This is a genomic window from Cellulophaga sp. RHA_52, from assembly GCF_007827205.1.
GTDB lineage: Bacteria > Bacteroidota > Bacteroidia > Flavobacteriales > Flavobacteriaceae > Cellulophaga > Cellulophaga lytica.
Genome location: NZ_VIRZ01000001.1, coordinates 2,721,076 through 2,737,997, shown reverse-complemented (window position 1 = coordinate 2,737,997; position 16,922 = coordinate 2,721,076). Strand labels below are relative to the sequence as shown.

Sequence of the window (16,922 nt, the reverse complement as noted above, 5' to 3'; positions counted from 1 at the left end):
ATGAGAACACTAAGTATTATTTTATTTGCTTTAGCAACTGCTGTTACAACTACGTTTACAACAGCATCATTTACGGGAACCTACGATGGTTTTGAAGATGAAATGTATGTGTTTACTACAGATGAAGGACAAACAATGGAGTTTGATGAAGTAAGTCCGGAAACTTTAGAGAAATATGACTTGTTAGACGAGTCTTTTAAAGGAAAAACATTCAAGGTAACCTATGAGGTGGTTACTTACACTAATGATGAAACTGAAGAGGAGGAAGTAAAAAACATTTTAACTGACTTAACATTATTAGAAGAGTAATTAAAACAACAAAAAGCGTTGCTAGTCTGCAACGCTTTTTACTATTAGCTAGTAATAAAACTAAAATTTAACATATTTTCTTACATTTTTAATAATTACCTAATAAACAGTTAGTTAAGTAAATAATTTTTGTTAAAAATGTAACAATTTAATATTAAAAAAATGATAAAACCATTTTTTATAACATCTAAAGCATTTTTTAACGCGTAGATATAACAGTTATTAACCCTAAATTAATTTGAACACTATGAAAACTTTATCAATTGTATTATTTGCATTAGCTACGGCTGTAACATCTTTAGTATCAACAGAAAGCGTAACTGCTACCTATTCTGGTTATGACAACGAAGTATATCAATTTTCTGCAGAAGATGGATCTACTTTGGAATTTCAAGGAGTAAGTTCTGAAGCATTAGGTAAGTACGACTTGTCTGACGATGCTTTTAAAGGTAAAACATTTACAATTACGTATGAATCTGAAACGGTAGTAGATGATGAAACGGAAGAAGAAGTAACAACAAGTATTATTACTGATTTAGAATTGCAAGAGTAATTGCTTAAAATCATTAATTTATTAAAAGCGTAGCTATTTTAGCTGCGCTTTTTTTATTTTTAATAAACATACAAACTATTAATTTTTAATACCTTAAATTTTATAACGTAGACAAATTTTTAACTTTAATATAATATTAGGTTTAAACATTTGATTTTTTAGTGTACTATATGTATCTTCAAATAAAATACTAGACCTATGAACATAAACTTTCACTACGATGGTGTTACTGCAAGTAACCGTTTGGAAATATTAGCCGCAAAAAAAATTGATAAACTTTTAAACAAGTATGATTTTATTGTAAGTGCAGACATTTTTTTTAAAAAAGAGAATACATCTTCTCCTGAAAAAGGAAAAGTAATTGGTGTAAGGTTAAGCGCTCCTGGACCTAGATTATTTTCAGAATCTAGTGAGGCATCTTATGAAGCCGCAATTACATCTAGTATAGATGATTTAAGCAGACAATTAGAAAAGAGAAAAGCTAAAATGAAAACACATTAATAATCTGTTTCCATTTTAACTTTTAGCAACGTCTAAATTGTAAAAAAACTGTTAGTATATTAGTATGCTAACAGTTTTTTTAATTCTGTAATAAACCTTTGTTTTGGTTGGTATTTTGTTTCTAAGTCTTTTGCAAAAGGTATTGGGGTTTCTATACTTGCCACACGCTTTACTGGCGCATCTAAATACTCAAAACAGTCTTCCATTACCATTGCAGATATATCACTAGCAATACCACCAAACATACTATCTTCTTGTAAAATTATAAGTCGGCCTGTTTTTTTAACAGATGTATAAATAGCTTCTTTATCTAAAGGAGTTAAAGTTCTTAAGTCTATTAGGTCTGCACTAATTTCTGGTGTGTTTTCTAAACTTTCTAATGCCCAATGCACACCAGCTCCATAACTAACAATAGTTACAGCAGTACCTTCTTTAATTAGGCTTGCTTTTCCAATTGGTAAAGTATAATAATCTTCTGGAACATCTTGGTAAACGCTCCTGTACAGTGCTTTGTGTTCAAAAAATAAAACCGGATTTGGATCTTCTATTGCTGTAGCTAACAATCCTTTAGCATCATAAGGAAAAGCTGGGTAAACTACTTTTAAACCTGGTGTTTTTGTAAACCAAGCTTCATTTGTTTGTGAATGAAATGGCCCTGCTCCCACACCGCCACCACATGGCATACGCACCACTACATCTGCTTTTTCTGCCCATCTGTAATGAGATTTAGCTAACAAGTTTACAATAGGATTAAAACCACTACTTACAAAATCTGCAAATTGCATTTCTACAACAGCTTTGTGCCCGTTAATAGATAACCCCATTGCTGTAGATACAATTGCAGATTCACAAATTGGAGTATTGCGTACCCGTTCTGTTCCAAACTCTGCTACAAAACCTTCGGTAATTTTAAAAACACCGCCATATTCTGCTACATCTTGCCCCATAATAACAAGGTTTTCATACTTATCCATAGCTTGCTTTAAGCCTTCAGATATGGCATCAACCAATCGTATGTTTTTAACATTATCTGTAGGTGTAATAGCTTTAAAATCAAATGGTTTGCACACATCATTTAATTCGTTTTCTATGGTAGATGTTATTGCTGGTTCATCAAAAGCAACTTGTAAATTGTCATTAATTTCAGCTTTAAAATCTGCCTTTATGGTTGCAATTAAATCGTCTGTTAAAATGTTATTATTTTTTAAAAAAGCTTCGTAATTAGCTATTGGATCTTTTTTTGCCCATTCATCTAACAATGAATTTGGTACATAAGCAGTGCCACTAGCCTCTTCATGACCACGCATTCTAAAAGTTAAAAATTCTATTAATATGGGTCTAGGATTTTTTCTAATACTCTCACACAATTTAGTTACTTTACCGTAAACCTCTAATATATTGTTACCATCTATTTGGTGAGACTCTATGCCGTAACCTATACCTTTATCTACAAGATGTTCACAGTAATATTGTTCTTTAGTTGGTGTAGATAAGCCGTAGCCATTGTTTTCAATACAAAATAAAACAGGTAATTGCCATACAGCAGCAACGTTTAAAGCCTCGTGAAAATCACCTTCGCTGGTAGCGCCTTCTCCTGTAAATACAGCTGTTACCTTGCTATTATCTTTTAACTTATTTGCCAAAGCAATACCGTCTGCTACACCTAATTGCGGACCAAGGTGAGATATCATCCCAACAATATTAAATTCTTGTGTTCCAAAATGAAAACTACGATCTCTACCCTTAGTAAACCCGTTTGCTTTTCCTTGCCACTGAGAAAATAACCTATATAAAGGAATGTCCCTTGTTGTAAACACCCCTAAATTACGGTGCATAGGAAGAATATATTCGTTTTTTTGTAAGGCACTAGTTACGCCAACAGCAATGGCCTCCTGACCAATACCACTAAACCACTTAGAAATTTTGCCCTGACGCAATAAAATAAGCATTTTTTCTTCAATTAAACGTGGCTTTATCATACGTTTGTACAGTAATAACTGTTCTTCTGAAGAAATTGTTTCGTTATTGAATTCCATTTAGCGGAAAATTTTATAAATTGAGAATTAAAAGTAACAAATAAGAAGAGATGTTGTTACAAAAATTAATAATTTATCAGAAAATGTTAGATTATTATTAAATTTGAATATAAAAAATATTAAACGATGAGTTCTATTCCAAGTGTCAATTTACAGGAATTTTTATCTGACGACAAGACACAAAAAGAAAAGTTTATCAAGGAAATTGGTAGTGCTTTTGAAAACATAGGTTTTGTTGCCTTAAGTGGCCACTTTTTATCTGATGAGTTAGTGGCAGATTTATATGAAGAAATTAAAATCTTTTTTAATCAGCCTCAAGAATTAAAAGACAGCTATGAAATTGAAGGTATTGGCGGTCAGCGTGGCTATACTTCTTTTGGTAAGGAGCACGCTAAAGGTAAAAAAGAAGGAGATTTAAAAGAATTTTGGCATTTTGGACAGTATGTAGAAAATGATCCTAAATTAGAAGCAGAATACCCAGACAATGTTATTGTAAAAGAGCAACCAAAATTTAATGCTGTTGGTAAAGAAACATTTAAAATGTTAGAAAAAACAGCTAAATATGTGCTTAGAGCACTTGCTTTACACTTAAATTTAGAAGAAACTTATTTTGATGATTACATTAAAAACGGTAATTCTATTTTAAGACCTATACATTACCCACCTATTAAAGATGAGCCTAAAAATGCAGTACGTGCAGCAGCTCACGGAGATATTAACCTTATTACATTGTTAATGGGTGCACATGGTAAAGGTTTGCAAGTTAAAAACCACAATGGTGAATGGGTAGATGCTATTGCACGCCCAGATCAGTTAATGATTAATGTAGGTGATATGTTGTCTAGACTAACAAATAACAAATTAAAATCTACCATACACCAAGTTGTTAATCCGCCTAAAGAGCTTTGGGGAACTTCTCGTTACTCTATTCCATTTTTTATGCACCCAGTTAGTGAAATGCCGCTAAATTGCTTAGAAAATTGTGTAGATGAAAATAACCCTAAACAGTTTGATGATATTACTGCTGGTGAATTTTTACACGAAAGATTAATAGAATTAGGACTTATTAAAAAGTAATAATTTAAAAAATAACTATACAAAACAACTAAATATTGGCATTTAAAACTCCAGTATTTGGTTGTTTTTTCTTTTTTATATTGATAAAAACCCTAAATAAGCATTAAACCAATATTTTAATACAATGGACTTACAAGACCAATTAAAAAATCTTTTTCCAGATCATAAACCATCAGAAGAAACAGAAAAAGAGACTCCTAAAAGTGATATTTGGTTGCAAGACGACCCTATTATTTGCAAGTATGAAAAACGTAAAGGAAAACCTATTACCATATTAGAAGGGTACACTGGAGCCGATAAAGATTTTAAACTTTTGGCCAAAGAACTAAAGCAAAAACTTAGTGTTGGTGGTAGTTTTAAAAATGATAGTATTATTATTCAAGGCGACTACAGAGATCAGATAATGAGCATATTAAAAGAGAAAGGTTTTAACGTAAAACGCGTTGGCGGTTAAAATTGTTAATTTTTTTTTGATTATTTAGATAAAAATGTAATTTTAAGAGTTCAAATCTAGAATACTACTATGAGTTCTACCTTACACATAACCAACGGAGGAAACTTTACAGATAGATTGAAAAACTTGCCTATTAAAGGAGACATTATTACCTGGAATGAAATGTTGTGCGAAGGCAAAACATTAAACAATGTAGGTAGTGAAAGTTTCTGGAAAACTAGGTTCGATTTTTTAAGCAAAAACTATAAGGTTTCAAAAGCAAAATTTATAGATCTTACTTTAAAAGAGTATAGGTCTTTATGTAATCACAAAAAAGAAGATAAAATAGTTTTGTGGTTTGAGTATGATTTATTTTGCCAAATTAATATGCTTGCTGTAGTAAGTTGGCTAAAAATGCACCGCAGATATGCAGAAATATCTGTAGTTTGTAGTGGTGAAATTGAAGGCCAATCTAAACTTTTTAGTTTAGCTGAGTTAACAGATGAGCAATTACTAAATCATTATGAAGAACGTACTTTTTTACGTCAGGACGATATAGAATATGCAGATTATATATGGCAATTGTATTGTAGTGATAACCCAATAAGGTTAGAAAACTTAACAGATTTTGCTAAATATAGGTTTCCTTACCTAGAAAAAGCTATAGAATTACATTTACAGCGTTTCCCTTCAATTAAAAATGGGTTAAATTCAATAGAAAATAATCTTTTAGAATTGGCATCAGCCCAAAAACCAAAAACCAAAAACGAGTTTGTAAAAAAACTGTTATTAGCAGATAATAGTTATGGTTTTGGAGATATTCAATATCAAAAAATGATAACTTCTTTAAAACCTTTATTTGGCTCTTTTAATCCAGTTAAATTAACAAAAAAAGGAAAAGAAATACTAGAACAACAAACAAGTTATTACTCTTGTATACAAGACAATAACATTTACCTGGGTGGTGCATTAAAGTACAACTTTTTGTACAACACCAACACAGACAGAATCCTTAAATTATAATATGCAATTAAGTCCATCGGAGTTAATTTTAAATGCTGACAATAGCATTTATCACCTTAATATATTACCAGAAGACATAGCAACTACCATAATTACAGTTGGTGACCCTGACAGAGTTGGTGAAGTTTCTAAATATTTTGATACTATTGAACTAAAAAAAGGTAAAAGAGAGTTTGTTACACATACTGGTGTGCTTAATGGGAAACGTATTTCTGTTATTTCTACAGGTATTGGTACAGACAATATAGATATTGTTTTAAACGAATTAGACGCTTTGGTAAATATAGATTTTACCACAAGAACTATTAAAGAAGAAAAAACAAGTTTGGATATTGTTAGAATTGGTACATCTGGTGCAATACAAGCAGATATTCCAATAAATTCTTTTTTACTAAGTGAATATGCTATTGGTTTAGATAGTTTATTACAGTTTTACGATAGTAAACACGTACAAAATACAGCAGTACAAGATGCTTTTGTAGCACATACAAATTGGGCTAAAGAAAAATCTACGCCTTATGTGGTTACTTGTAGCACAGAATTGGCAGATAAAATATACTCAGATAAGTTTGTAAAAGGTTTTACCGCTACAAATGTTGGTTTTTATGGTCCTCAAGGCAGGGTTTTACGTTTAAACACTCAGGATAATGATTTAAATAGTAAAATAGCTTCTTTTAGATATAACAATTTAAAAGTTACCAATTTAGAAATGGAGACTGCTGGTATTTATGGCTTGGCCAAATTATTAGGACATAACGCACTTTCTTTAAATGCTATTTTAGCCAATAGAGCTAATGGAGAGTTTTCTGTAACACCATCAGAAACTGTAGAAGAATTAATAAAATATACGCTAAACAAGCTAACATAATACTATTGAAGACAGTAAAAATAATAGGAGTTCCAGAGCATTTTAATTTACCTTGGCATTTAGCCATAGAAGAAAATGCCTTTAAAGACCGAGGTATTAATTTAGAATGGACAGATATTCCTGAAGGTACAGGAAGAATGTGCCAAATGCTTGCTGATAATGAAACAGATATAGCTATTATACTTACAGAAGGTTTAGTAAAAAGTATTACTGCAGGTACAAAAGCTAAAATTGTACAAGAGTATATTGCTACACCTCTTTTGTGGGGAATTCATGTAGGTGTAAATAGTGAGTACCAGACAATAGAGGATCTTATAAACACCAAAGCTGCAATTAGTAGGTTTGGGAGTGGTAGTCATTTAATGGCTTATGTAAATGCACAAAATGAAGGTTGGGATACTAGCAAATTACAATTTGAAGTTATTAATAATTTAGATGGCGCTGTAGAAGGGTTAACAAAAGGTACTGCTGATTATTTTATGTGGGAACATTTTACAACAAAGCCTTTAGTAGATAATGGAACTTTTAGGAGAGTGGCAGACTGCCCTACTCCTTGGCCTTGTTTTGTGATTGCAGCAACAGATAGTTTTATTACAGAAAATTCTGGTACACTACAACACATATTAGAGGTAATTAATATGTATACAGAAGAATTTAAAACCATACCAAGTATAGATAGGACTTTAGCTAATAGATATGAGCAAAAGTTAGATGATATACAAGAATGGTTGTCTAAAACACGTTGGAGCCAATCACAACTAAACACAAAAACCTTAGAAAAAGTACAAGACACACTGCTTTCCTTAGATTTAATTGATAAGAAATTAGACAGTAGTACTATTTTACTCTAATAAATTAGCTTAATTACCATTCTATTAGCGTTTTGCCACTATCTTTTAGAATGGTATTAGCAGTACTAAAATGTTTATTTCCAAACCAATACCCTCTGTTTGCACTTAATGGTGATGGATGACCGCTTGTTAAAATATGATGCTTTTTAGTATCTATTAATTTCGATTTTTTCTTAGCAAAACCACCCCAAAGTAAAAAAATAACACCTTCTTTTTCATCAGATATTTTTTTAATAATAGTATCTGTAAACGTTTCCCATCCTTTTTTTTGATGACTACCAGCCTCGTGTGCTCTAACAGTTAATGTGGCATTTAACAAAAGTACTCCTTGTTTTGCCCATCGTTCTAAATTACCACTCTTAGGATACGGTATATTTAAATCGGACTCTAATTCTTTAAAAATATTTATTAATGATGGTGGATGTTTAATACCGTCTTTAACAGAAAAACACAATCCGTTTGCTTGGTGTGGACCGTGGTACGGATCTTGACCAATAATTACAATTTTAGTGGTATTAAAAGAAGAATAGTTAAATGCAGCAAAAATATCTTCTGTTGCCGGATAGCATGTGTTTGTTTTATATTCTTTAGTAACGAAGGTAGTTAGTTCTTTAAAATATTCTTTTTTTAACTCTGGTAAAATAATAGGACTCCAACTTTTAGATACGTTTGCTTTCATTCTTTATCAAAACTAATTAATCCACTAAAATAATATTATCTTTAAACCCTTGAAAAAATTTACGCATTGAAAAAATTAAAGTTCCCTTCTGCACAAGCCATATTACTAGTAATTGCAGCATTAGTTGCTGTTTTAACTTATTTGGTTCCGGCTGGTAAATATGATACGTTAACTTATAGTGAAACAGATAATACATTTATAAGGTATGGCGAAGATACGCCTACAACACTGCCAGCTACGCAAGAAACCTTAACTACGTTACATATAAATATTCCTTTGGAAAAATTTAAAAACGGAGATATAAGAAAACCTATTGGTATACCAGACACTTACAAACAAATTGATGCTCAGCCACAAGGAGTAACTTCATTTTTAAAATCACCCATAAAAGGAATTATAGAAGCAGCAGATATTATTTTTCTAGTGCTAATTATTGGTGGTTTAATAGCTATTATGAATTTAACTGGTGCTTTTGATGCCGGAATTGCTTGGTTGGCTCAAAAACTACAAGGAAAAGAGTATATACTAATAATATTAGTTACTTTCCTTATTGCTATGGGTGGAACAACTTTTGGTTTAGAAGAAGAAACAATAGCCTTCTACCCTATTTTAATTCCTATATTTTTAGCTGCAAAATATGATGCAATGGTTGCATTAGCATCTATTTATATTGGATCTTGTATAGGAACTTTGGCTTCTACTATAAATCCGTTTAGTGTTATTATAGCATCTAATGCTGCAGGTATAAACTGGACATCTGGTATAGATGGTAGAGTTATTACTTTAATTTTAGGACTGGTAATTTGTATTATCTACATTATTAGATATGCACAACGTGTTAAAAAAGACCCTACCAAGTCTATTATTTATGATCAAAAAGCTGAAATTGAACATTTGTTTAGATCAGACGCTAGCAAGACTAACTTAAAATTAACAGCAAGACTACGTTTAATATTACTTGTATTTACAGCTTGTTTTGTTATAATGGTTTATGGAGTATCTAGTTTAGATTGGTGGTTTGTAGAAATGACAACGGTATTTTTAGTAGGTTCTATTATTATTGGTGTTATTGCAAAAATTAAAGAAGCACAGTTTATAGATACTTTTGTAAAAGGAGCCGGAGAATTACTAGGCGTAGCTTTTATTATAGGTATTGCTAAAGGTGTAACGGTTTTAATGCAAGATGGTGCAATTGGAGATACATTATTGTACTACGCATCTAGTGTTACCAATGGTATGGAAAAAGGAATCTTTATTAACTCGGTAATGTTAGTATATAGCGGACTTTCATTTTTTATACCTTCTACATCTGGTATGGCTGTTTTAAGTATGCCAATTATGTCTCCATTAGCAGATACAACAGGCATTGGCAGAGAAATGATTGTAAATGCTTACTTATATGGTATGGGACTATTTAAATTTATAAACCCTACAGGATTAATACTTGCTTCTTTAGCAATTGTAAAAGTGGGTTACAATAAATGGTTAAAATTTGTGTGGCCTTTAGTGGCTATTTTAACTGTATTTTTAATGATAGTACTTACAGTGTCTGTTTATTTATAACAAATTATATTGCTCATAATAAGCATTTTAGTAATGTTTTAAACTTATGTGCCAGTACTACATAAAAAATTAAGGTTTACAATACCAAACTTATGTTATAAACCTTAATAAATTTATTTTTTAAAGCTAAAGTTTTTACAACTTCACAATCTGTGCAGAAGCCATAAATGAATCTTGCATACGTTGCATGCGGTCATCAAACTTGGTTCCAAAAACCAAATATTGACACCTGTTTATGCTTTCTGGTGTTCTAATAATTTCAGAAAACAGATGTGGTTTAATTAAAAACTCGGCATCATCTACAATAAACAATTGCAATACATTTAAGTTAATACCATTAGAGTAAAATATTTTATTTAGCCTTTTAGGAGTGGCAATTACAATGTCTACACCATCATAAATATCATCTCTTTGATCGTCTATATTTTGCTCTTCATAAGCACAATACGTACGTATAGACATTCTAAAAGTAAACTTATCAAACTCTTGCTTAAGTTCTAATGCAGCCTGTTTATCCTTTACAAAAATTAATGCTCTTGGCGCGTCTTCAAACTCTTCACATTTTAATTTTTGTAATGTGCTAATAACCAAAGCTGTTGTTTTACCAGATCCTTTAGGAGCTAAACCAAATATACTTGCACCACCCTTAATTTTTGAGAGTACTTTAGACTGAAACGGTGTTGGTTCAGTTATTTTTAAACGTTCTAGAGCTTCTTTTAATTCTGGATGTATTTTTTTAAACGACATCTTATATTTTTTTGTAGTTGTATAGTACTTACTAAGTAACTAATTTATGAAACAGTTATATTTGGTTTGTGGTCTATTTTAAAATTACATGAATTTGCTATAAAACACATTTTATTAGCTTGTTTATGTAATTCATTTGCTTTTTCTAACATTTTAGCATCTGTAATTGTAACTTTTGGTTGTAAAGTTACCCCGGTAAACTTTCCGCTTCCATCTTTAGTTTCTTCCATAGTGCCAATAGCATTATCTACATAAGAATTTACCACAATTTTATGTGTAGAGCATAAATGTAAATACCATAGCATATGACAAGAAGATAAGGAAGATAAAAAAAGGTCTTCAGGATTATATTTTGTTTTATCACCTAAAAATGAGGGATCTGATGATCCTTTAATTTCACCGTATTTATGATTTGCTGTTATTGTATGGTTTCTATTATAAGATGTATAGTTTTGGGTACCACTACCCTCATTACCTGTCCACGCTACTGTTATCTCGTAATTGTGTTTTTTCATTCTTATAACTATTTATTAGCTGCTATTTTATACCACACACCATAATTGCAAAGGTACACAACAATAACTATTAGGTTAACAACATACATTTTATTTTACTACAAAGCTTAGCTACTTTAGTAGTGTAATTAAAACGTAAATAAATTTTTCATTTTCATATAGTGTTCTCGTAAAAAGAGTCTTGTTTTTGCCAACAAGACTCTTTTTCAATTTAAAAACACTTACATCTTAAATTTTAAGGGATCCATTTGTTTTTTCCAAAGTCTGGCTTACGCTTTTCTAAAAATGCATTACGCCCTTCTTTAGCTTCTTCTGTCATATACGCCAATCTAGTTGCTTCACCTGCAAAAACTTGCTGCCCAACCATACCATCATCTGTTAAGTTCATTGCAAACTTTAGCATTTTTATAGATGTTGGCGATTTTTCTAGTATTTCTTGTGCCCACTCATATGCAGTATCTTCTAACTCATCATGTGGTATAACAGCATTAACCATTCCCATTTCATAAGCATCTTGAGCAGAGTAATTACGACCTAAAAAGAAAATTTCTCTAGCTTTTTTCTGTCCAACCATTTTAGCTAAATACGCAGAACCATATCCTCCATCAAAACTAGTTACATCTGCATCTGTTTGTTTAAATATTGCGTGTTCTTTACTTGCCAAAGTTAAATCGCAAACCACATGTAAACTATGGCCACCACCAACAGCCCAACCAGGAACAACGGCAATTACCACTTTTGTCATAAAACGTATTAAACGTTGAACTTCTAAAATATTTAACCTGTGCATACCATCTTCTCCAACATACCCTTGGTGACCTCGTGCCTTTTGATCTCCACCACTGCAAAAAGAGTATACACCATCTTTACTAGAAGGCCCTTCTGCAGATAACAAAACAACACCTATAGATGTGTCCTCTTGTGCATCATAAAATGCTTTGTACAACTCACTTGTAGTTTTTGGTCTAAACGCATTACGTACATCTGGTCTGTTAAACGCTATACGCGCTACACCATTGCACTTTTTATACGTAATATCTTCAAACTCCTGAGCTACTTTCCACTCAATATTTTTCATTTGTATAAATTTTAGGCTTCGTTTTTCTTTTCTTTTTCTGCTATCCATTTAGATAAGTATTTTGTACTCATCATACTATGGTGCTGTAGTAAACTACCAATAAAATTGGCGTTTCTATGCTTTTTTATATCTTTTTGCAAAGTACTAATTTTATTAGATAATTTATCCTCTAATTTAGATTTAGCGTAATATGTATTTAGAATTTGTTCTCCGTTTTTTTGAGCTTGCAACCATTTAGTTTCATTGGTATACAAGCTTATAGCAGATGCAACAAAACTGTTAACTGTAGTTGATATTTCTCCACTCCAAGGTAAATCACCGTGCATACCCTCTGCTCCTATTTGTGTGGTTACACTAGGTGTACCGTTACACATAGCATCTACCAACTTGCCTTTTATGCCAGCACCAAAACGCAACGGAGCTAAATTTACTTTAGTTTTTTGCATAATTTGGTTTACATTTTCTCCCCAGCCATGCACAAGAAATCCTGTTTTAGGGTTATGCTTTTCTGTAATTTGCTGCGGTAAATAAGCCCCGTAAATGTGTAGGTTTACTTCTGGTAGCTCTTTACGTATTAACGGCCAAATTTCTTTATGTAACCACAACACAGCATCTACATTAGGTTTGTGTTTACCATTACCAATGCAAACAAAATCTTTTCTGTTTTTAAACAGCGGAAAATTAGTGCTTACACTTGTGTTTAACATAAAAGGAATATGCAGAAACAAAGAACTATCAATTTTAAAAGTATTTATTAGTAACTGCTCTTCATACATAGAAATTAGTAAAGAAAAATCGCAACGGTAAATGCTTGCAACTTCTCTCTTTGTAATTTCTTGCTCCTTTAAAAGCGTTTCTGTTACTGTACTATTTCCTTTTTTAAAAGCTTCTTCTCTTGTTTTTCGTAAAAAATGAAGATCCTCTGTATCTAAAATTCTCAATGCATTTGGTACAACTTGTGCTACGCGCCAACCAAATTGCTCTTCTGTTAAAAACCGATCGAAAACAACAATATTAGGATTTAAATCGCTTATAAAATCATTAAAACTAGCGTTATTAAGCTGTATTTGCTTTTCTGATACTCCTAAAGATGAAAAATCTACAGAGTACACAGATTTAGCTGCTGTACTGGCAAATGTTACTGTATAGTTTTGCTGTTTAAAATATGTAATAAGCTGAAGAATTCTACTGCCAGCTGCCGTTGTTGTAGGCTCTGGCCATACAAAACCAATAAATAAAACATTTTTCACGCTAAAGGATTTACATTTTAGATGAAAATTTTTGAGAAATGCTTAATCGTAATTTACGCTCATAATCCTCCTCTAGCCACTCTTTATAGTTCTTAGTATTATTCATAATACAGTAAGAATATTGTCTAACACGGTACTGTATTTCTTCTTTAAGCTTCTTAGCCAAAATACGTGCATCAAAAACATCTTCACTATTTTCTACACATATTTTAGCGTGCTGCTCTATACTTTTTTCCAAAACCGATTTAGACTTTAATCCTTTAGCAAAAGCAGCCTTATATTCGGCTTTAATATCAAAAAATATGTTTTCAGATTTAGAAAATTCATCTCGTAAAGCTTGAGGCATTTCATAAACAAAATCGCGTTCTATTTCTTCATCATTCTTAATATTTTCTAAGAAAAAGTCAGGGAAATGAAAGATTTCTTGCCAGTCTATAGGCTCACTCCACAATCCAAATCTTTTTGTATTGTTTCCTAAATCTATAACCGTAAACTCATTTTTATTCTCTGTAACACGAGAACCACGACCAATCATTTGAAAATATAACGTTAAAGACCTTGTTGCTCTATTTAAAATAATAGTTTCTACCGTAGGCTCATCAAAACCAGTAGTTAGTATACTTACAGATGTTAAAATAGCGTCTGGTGTTATAGAAAACCACTCTAAAATTTCTTTACGTTCTGCAGCAGAATTTTTATTGTCTAAATGACGTATGTTGTAACCTGCTTTTTTAAAGGTTTCATATACGTAGTATGATGTACTAATACCGTTGTTAAAGATTAGTGTTTTAGTACCTTTTGCTAATTCTTCATAAGAAGATAATAGCTTACTTTGCATAGTTTGGTTGCTATACAACTCATCTGATGATTTAACGGTATAATCGCCATTAATACCCAGTTTTAAAGTTTTTAAACCAACATCATAACTATATTGGTTAGCTCTAGATAAAAAGTTACGTTTAATTAAAGATTGTATAGACTCGCCAATGATTAACTTTTTATAATTGTCTTTCATTGGTAGCTTAATATTAGAACTAAGCGGTGTTGCCGTTACACCAAGTATAGATGAGTCTTTAAAGTATTTAAATAACTTACGAAAAGAGTTGTAGTGAGCCTCATCAATAATAACAAGTCCAATATCTTTTAGCTCTACATTATCTTCTTGTAATCTATTATTTAGTGTTTCTACCATAGCTACAAAGCACATATAGCTATTTTGATCATTTAAATCTTTAACACTACTATTTATCACTTTATTTTCTACGCCAAAACTGCTTAACATTTTAGACGTTTGCGCACTTAGCTCTATTCTGTGAGTTAGTACTACAACTTTTTTATTTTTTTGAGCTATATATCTACGGGCAATTTCAGAAAAAACTACTGTTTTTCCGCCACCGGTAGGCAATTGATACAACAAGTTTGTACCAACAGGATTTTCATCAAAATATGTAAATATTTTGTTTAAATCCTCTAGTTGGTAGTCGTATAATGTTTTTTCTGTAGTTGTTCTCTGTTCTTCCAAATTGGATAACCTATTTTGTAATTAATCGTAGAAAAACGATGTATTTAAGTTTAAAAATAAACCTTGCTAAATTAGGCGATTTTTGTTCTTTTAGAAAACATTAGAGCATAAAACTGATAAAAAATGCTGATAAATAAAGATAATTACATTTAATCTATAGCATCTAAAGCTCTAGAAAATCCGTCAGAAAACATCCAATTATTATCTTGTGTGTTTTTATAAATAACTAAAATACGATCTTTAAACTCTGGCAAAATTGCATTAAGAGCAATGTACTGTATAGCTTGCTCAAAAGAGTTTAGCATACTTTTGTAAAAAGCATCTGGTACATTTTTGTGTACAGAAAATTCTTGAGCAATTTCTAAATTATACAGCATAACATCTGCAACTAAAGGGGCATCTACCCCTAGCAATAAAAAGTTTTTTATATATTTTTGAGCTACAGATCTGCGTGCTCTAGGGCGTTTACGTTTTACAGGAAAATACTCATTACCTATTTTTAACTTGGCTTCTTGTACTAGTTTTTCTTCTTTTGGGTTAAAAACAAAACTATAATAAGCTTTAACAGCCGGAAACTTCTCATAAAGTCCTAATAACTGTTCTTCTAATTCGCTTTTTTTTAATTCTGATAAATATTTTTTTAAAGCTCTTTTACTCATACAAAAATCTATAAGCCCGAAAGTTACCAAATAAAATAAACCTGCAATAATTTATTTATAAGCTGCTAAATTTACAAAAAGTAAGTTTTTTATTAATAAGTAATGTATAAACAGTATGTTAAATGTTTGGAAAATAACATTTTAAAATGTATACTGTAGTTTTAAACTTTAAATTAACAGAACAGATATATGAGGCAACTAAAGATCATCAAACAGGTAACTAACAGAGAATCAAAATCATTAGATAAATACCTGCAAGATATCAGTAAAATAGATCTAATTACTGCCAATGAAGAAGTAGAGTTAGCTCAAAAAATACGTGCCGGTGACGAAGCCGCACTAGAAAAATTAACAAATGCAAATTTAAGATTTGTTGTTTCCGTTGCTAAACAATATCAAAATCAGGGTCTAAAATTACCAGATTTAATTAATGAAGGTAATGTAGGTTTGGTAAAAGCTGCTAAAAGATTTGATGAAACCAGAGGTTTTAAGTTTATTTCTTATGCTGTATGGTGGATTAGACAGTCTATTTTACAAGCCCTAGCAGAACAGTCTAGAATTGTACGTTTACCACTAAACAAAATTGGTTCTATAAATAAAATTAAGAAAGCATTTTCTTATTTAGAACAAACACATGAAAGACCACCTTCTGCAGAAGAAATAGCTAAGGAGTTAGAGTTGTCTGTTAGTGAAGTAAAGCAATCTATGAAAAACTCTGGGAGACACGTATCTATGGATGCGCCTTTTAAAGAAGGAGAAGATTCTAACCTATATGATGTTATAAAATATGGTGAATCTCCTAACCCAGATGAAAAATTAATGCACCAATCTTTAAATACAGAGATTAATAGAGCATTAGAAACATTATCTCCTAGAGAAGCAGATGTTGTTAAGTTGTATTACGGTATTGGAGATAAACATTCTATGACTTTAGAGGAAATAGGTCAAATTTTTGATTTAACACGTGAGCGTGTAAGGCAAATTAGAGAAAAAGCTATACGTAAGCTTAAGCACAACTCTAGAAGTAAAATATTAAAAACATACTTAGGGTAGTTTTTTAAATATATTAAAAAAAAAGAGCAACTAATTTAGTTGCTCTTTTTTTTATGCTTTTTACAGTGTAAATACGCCACTAAGAATAATTTAGCTTGGTAATATTTACTTCTGATAGAATTTCATTTAGGCTCTCTACAAATGATAAGTAAGCCGAGTTGTTTTGGTGTGCCATAACAAAAGATTTTGGGGTTTATTAAAATAT

Annotated in this window: 18 protein-coding genes; 10 read left to right on the top strand and 8 right to left on the bottom strand. The window is 31.3% G+C overall.

The features are described 5' to 3' along the window. From JM80_RS12155 to JM80_RS12145, 3 genes are all read left to right on the top strand, one after another. On the top strand, positions 1-309 hold the full coding sequence (locus JM80_RS12155) for a hypothetical protein (RefSeq protein ID WP_013622479.1): 309 nt from the start codon (positions 1-3) through the stop codon (positions 307-309). A gap of 247 nt (positions 310-556) precedes the next feature. Continuing rightward, complete coding sequence (locus JM80_RS12150; RefSeq protein WP_013622480.1) at positions 557-862, top strand: hypothetical protein; 306 nt, start codon at positions 557-559, stop codon at positions 860-862. A 198-nt stretch (positions 863-1,060) separates the two neighbouring features. Continuing rightward, positions 1,061-1,363, top strand: a complete 303-nt coding sequence (locus tag JM80_RS12145) for an HPF/RaiA family ribosome-associated protein (RefSeq protein WP_013622481.1) — start codon at positions 1,061-1,063, stop codon at positions 1,361-1,363. A gap of 59 nt (positions 1,364-1,422) precedes the next feature. Here the strand turns inward: JM80_RS12145 and JM80_RS12140 are convergent, their stop codons facing one another. Beyond that, positions 1,423-3,399 carry a thiamine pyrophosphate-dependent enzyme gene (locus tag JM80_RS12140; protein WP_144710329.1) on the bottom strand — a complete coding sequence of 659 codons (1,977 nt, stop codon included), beginning with the start codon at positions 3,397-3,399 and terminating at the stop codon, positions 1,423-1,425. A 126-nt stretch (positions 3,400-3,525) separates the two neighbouring features. On the opposite strand from JM80_RS12140, the gene JM80_RS12135 reads away from it, so the two are divergent. The 5 genes from JM80_RS12135 (at position 3,526) to JM80_RS12115 (ending at position 7,651) form a co-directional block, all read left to right on the top strand. Next, positions 3,526-4,476 carry an isopenicillin N synthase family oxygenase gene (locus JM80_RS12135; protein WP_013622483.1) on the top strand — a complete coding sequence of 317 codons (951 nt, stop codon included), beginning with the start codon at positions 3,526-3,528 and terminating at the stop codon, positions 4,474-4,476. A gap of 124 nt (positions 4,477-4,600) precedes the next feature. Then, positions 4,601-4,930 carry a translation initiation factor gene (locus JM80_RS12130; RefSeq protein WP_013622484.1) on the top strand — a complete coding sequence of 110 codons (330 nt, stop codon included), beginning with the start codon at positions 4,601-4,603 and terminating at the stop codon, positions 4,928-4,930. 69 nt (positions 4,931-4,999) lie between these two features. Beyond that, positions 5,000-5,932: a DUF1835 domain-containing protein gene (locus JM80_RS12125; RefSeq protein WP_144710327.1), complete on the top strand. Its 933-nt coding sequence runs from the start codon at positions 5,000-5,002 to the stop codon at positions 5,930-5,932. 1 nt (position 5,933) lies between these two features. Further along, a complete protein-coding gene (locus JM80_RS12120; protein WP_144710325.1) occupies positions 5,934-6,800 on the top strand; it encodes a nucleoside phosphorylase in 867 nt (288 codons plus the stop codon). A 5-nt stretch (positions 6,801-6,805) separates the two neighbouring features. After that, entirely contained in the window at positions 6,806-7,651 is an 846-nt protein-coding gene (locus JM80_RS12115; protein ID WP_144710324.1) for a substrate-binding domain-containing protein, read from the top strand. Positions 7,652-7,664: 13 nt separating this feature from the next. On the opposite strand, the gene JM80_RS12110 is transcribed toward JM80_RS12115, so the two are convergent. Further along, the gene (locus JM80_RS12110; protein WP_144710321.1) at positions 7,665-8,330 is read right to left on the bottom strand and encodes a uracil-DNA glycosylase; all 666 of its coding nucleotides are present in this window, start codon (positions 8,328-8,330) and stop codon (positions 7,665-7,667) included. A 66-nt stretch (positions 8,331-8,396) separates the two neighbouring features. On the opposite strand from JM80_RS12110, the gene JM80_RS12105 reads away from it, so the two are divergent. Continuing rightward, positions 8,397-9,893: a YfcC family protein gene (locus JM80_RS12105; RefSeq protein WP_144710320.1), complete on the top strand. Its 1,497-nt coding sequence runs from the start codon at positions 8,397-8,399 to the stop codon at positions 9,891-9,893. A 135-nt stretch (positions 9,894-10,028) separates the two neighbouring features. Here JM80_RS12105 and JM80_RS12100 read toward each other — a convergent pair whose 3' ends face one another. From JM80_RS12100 to JM80_RS12075, 6 genes are all read right to left on the bottom strand, one after another. Further along, complete coding sequence (locus JM80_RS12100; protein ID WP_013622490.1) at positions 10,029-10,640, bottom strand: DEAD/DEAH box helicase; 612 nt, start codon at positions 10,638-10,640, stop codon at positions 10,029-10,031. Positions 10,641-10,684: 44 nt separating this feature from the next. After that, the gene (locus JM80_RS12095; protein ID WP_075695615.1) at positions 10,685-11,155 is read right to left on the bottom strand and encodes an OsmC family protein; all 471 of its coding nucleotides are present in this window, start codon (positions 11,153-11,155) and stop codon (positions 10,685-10,687) included. A 235-nt stretch (positions 11,156-11,390) separates the two neighbouring features. Further along, positions 11,391-12,233 carry a 1,4-dihydroxy-2-naphthoyl-CoA synthase gene (locus tag JM80_RS12090; RefSeq protein WP_170932137.1) on the bottom strand — a complete coding sequence of 281 codons (843 nt, stop codon included), beginning with the start codon at positions 12,231-12,233 and terminating at the stop codon, positions 11,391-11,393. 11 nt (positions 12,234-12,244) lie between these two features. Then, on the bottom strand, positions 12,245-13,483 hold the full coding sequence (locus JM80_RS12085) for a glycosyltransferase (protein ID WP_144710316.1): 1,239 nt from the start codon (positions 13,481-13,483) through the stop codon (positions 12,245-12,247). Between the two features lie 10 nt (positions 13,484-13,493). After that, complete coding sequence (locus tag JM80_RS12080; RefSeq protein WP_013622494.1) at positions 13,494-15,005, bottom strand: DEAD/DEAH box helicase; 1,512 nt, start codon at positions 15,003-15,005, stop codon at positions 13,494-13,496. A 149-nt stretch (positions 15,006-15,154) separates the two neighbouring features. Next, on the bottom strand, positions 15,155-15,664 hold the full coding sequence (locus JM80_RS12075) for a DUF6155 family protein (protein ID WP_144710314.1): 510 nt from the start codon (positions 15,662-15,664) through the stop codon (positions 15,155-15,157). Positions 15,665-15,853: 189 nt separating this feature from the next. On the opposite strand from JM80_RS12075, the gene JM80_RS12070 reads away from it, so the two are divergent. Further along, positions 15,854-16,717: an RNA polymerase sigma factor RpoD/SigA gene (locus tag JM80_RS12070; protein WP_013622496.1), complete on the top strand. Its 864-nt coding sequence runs from the start codon at positions 15,854-15,856 to the stop codon at positions 16,715-16,717. The last annotated feature ends 205 nt before the right edge of the window (positions 16,718-16,922 follow it).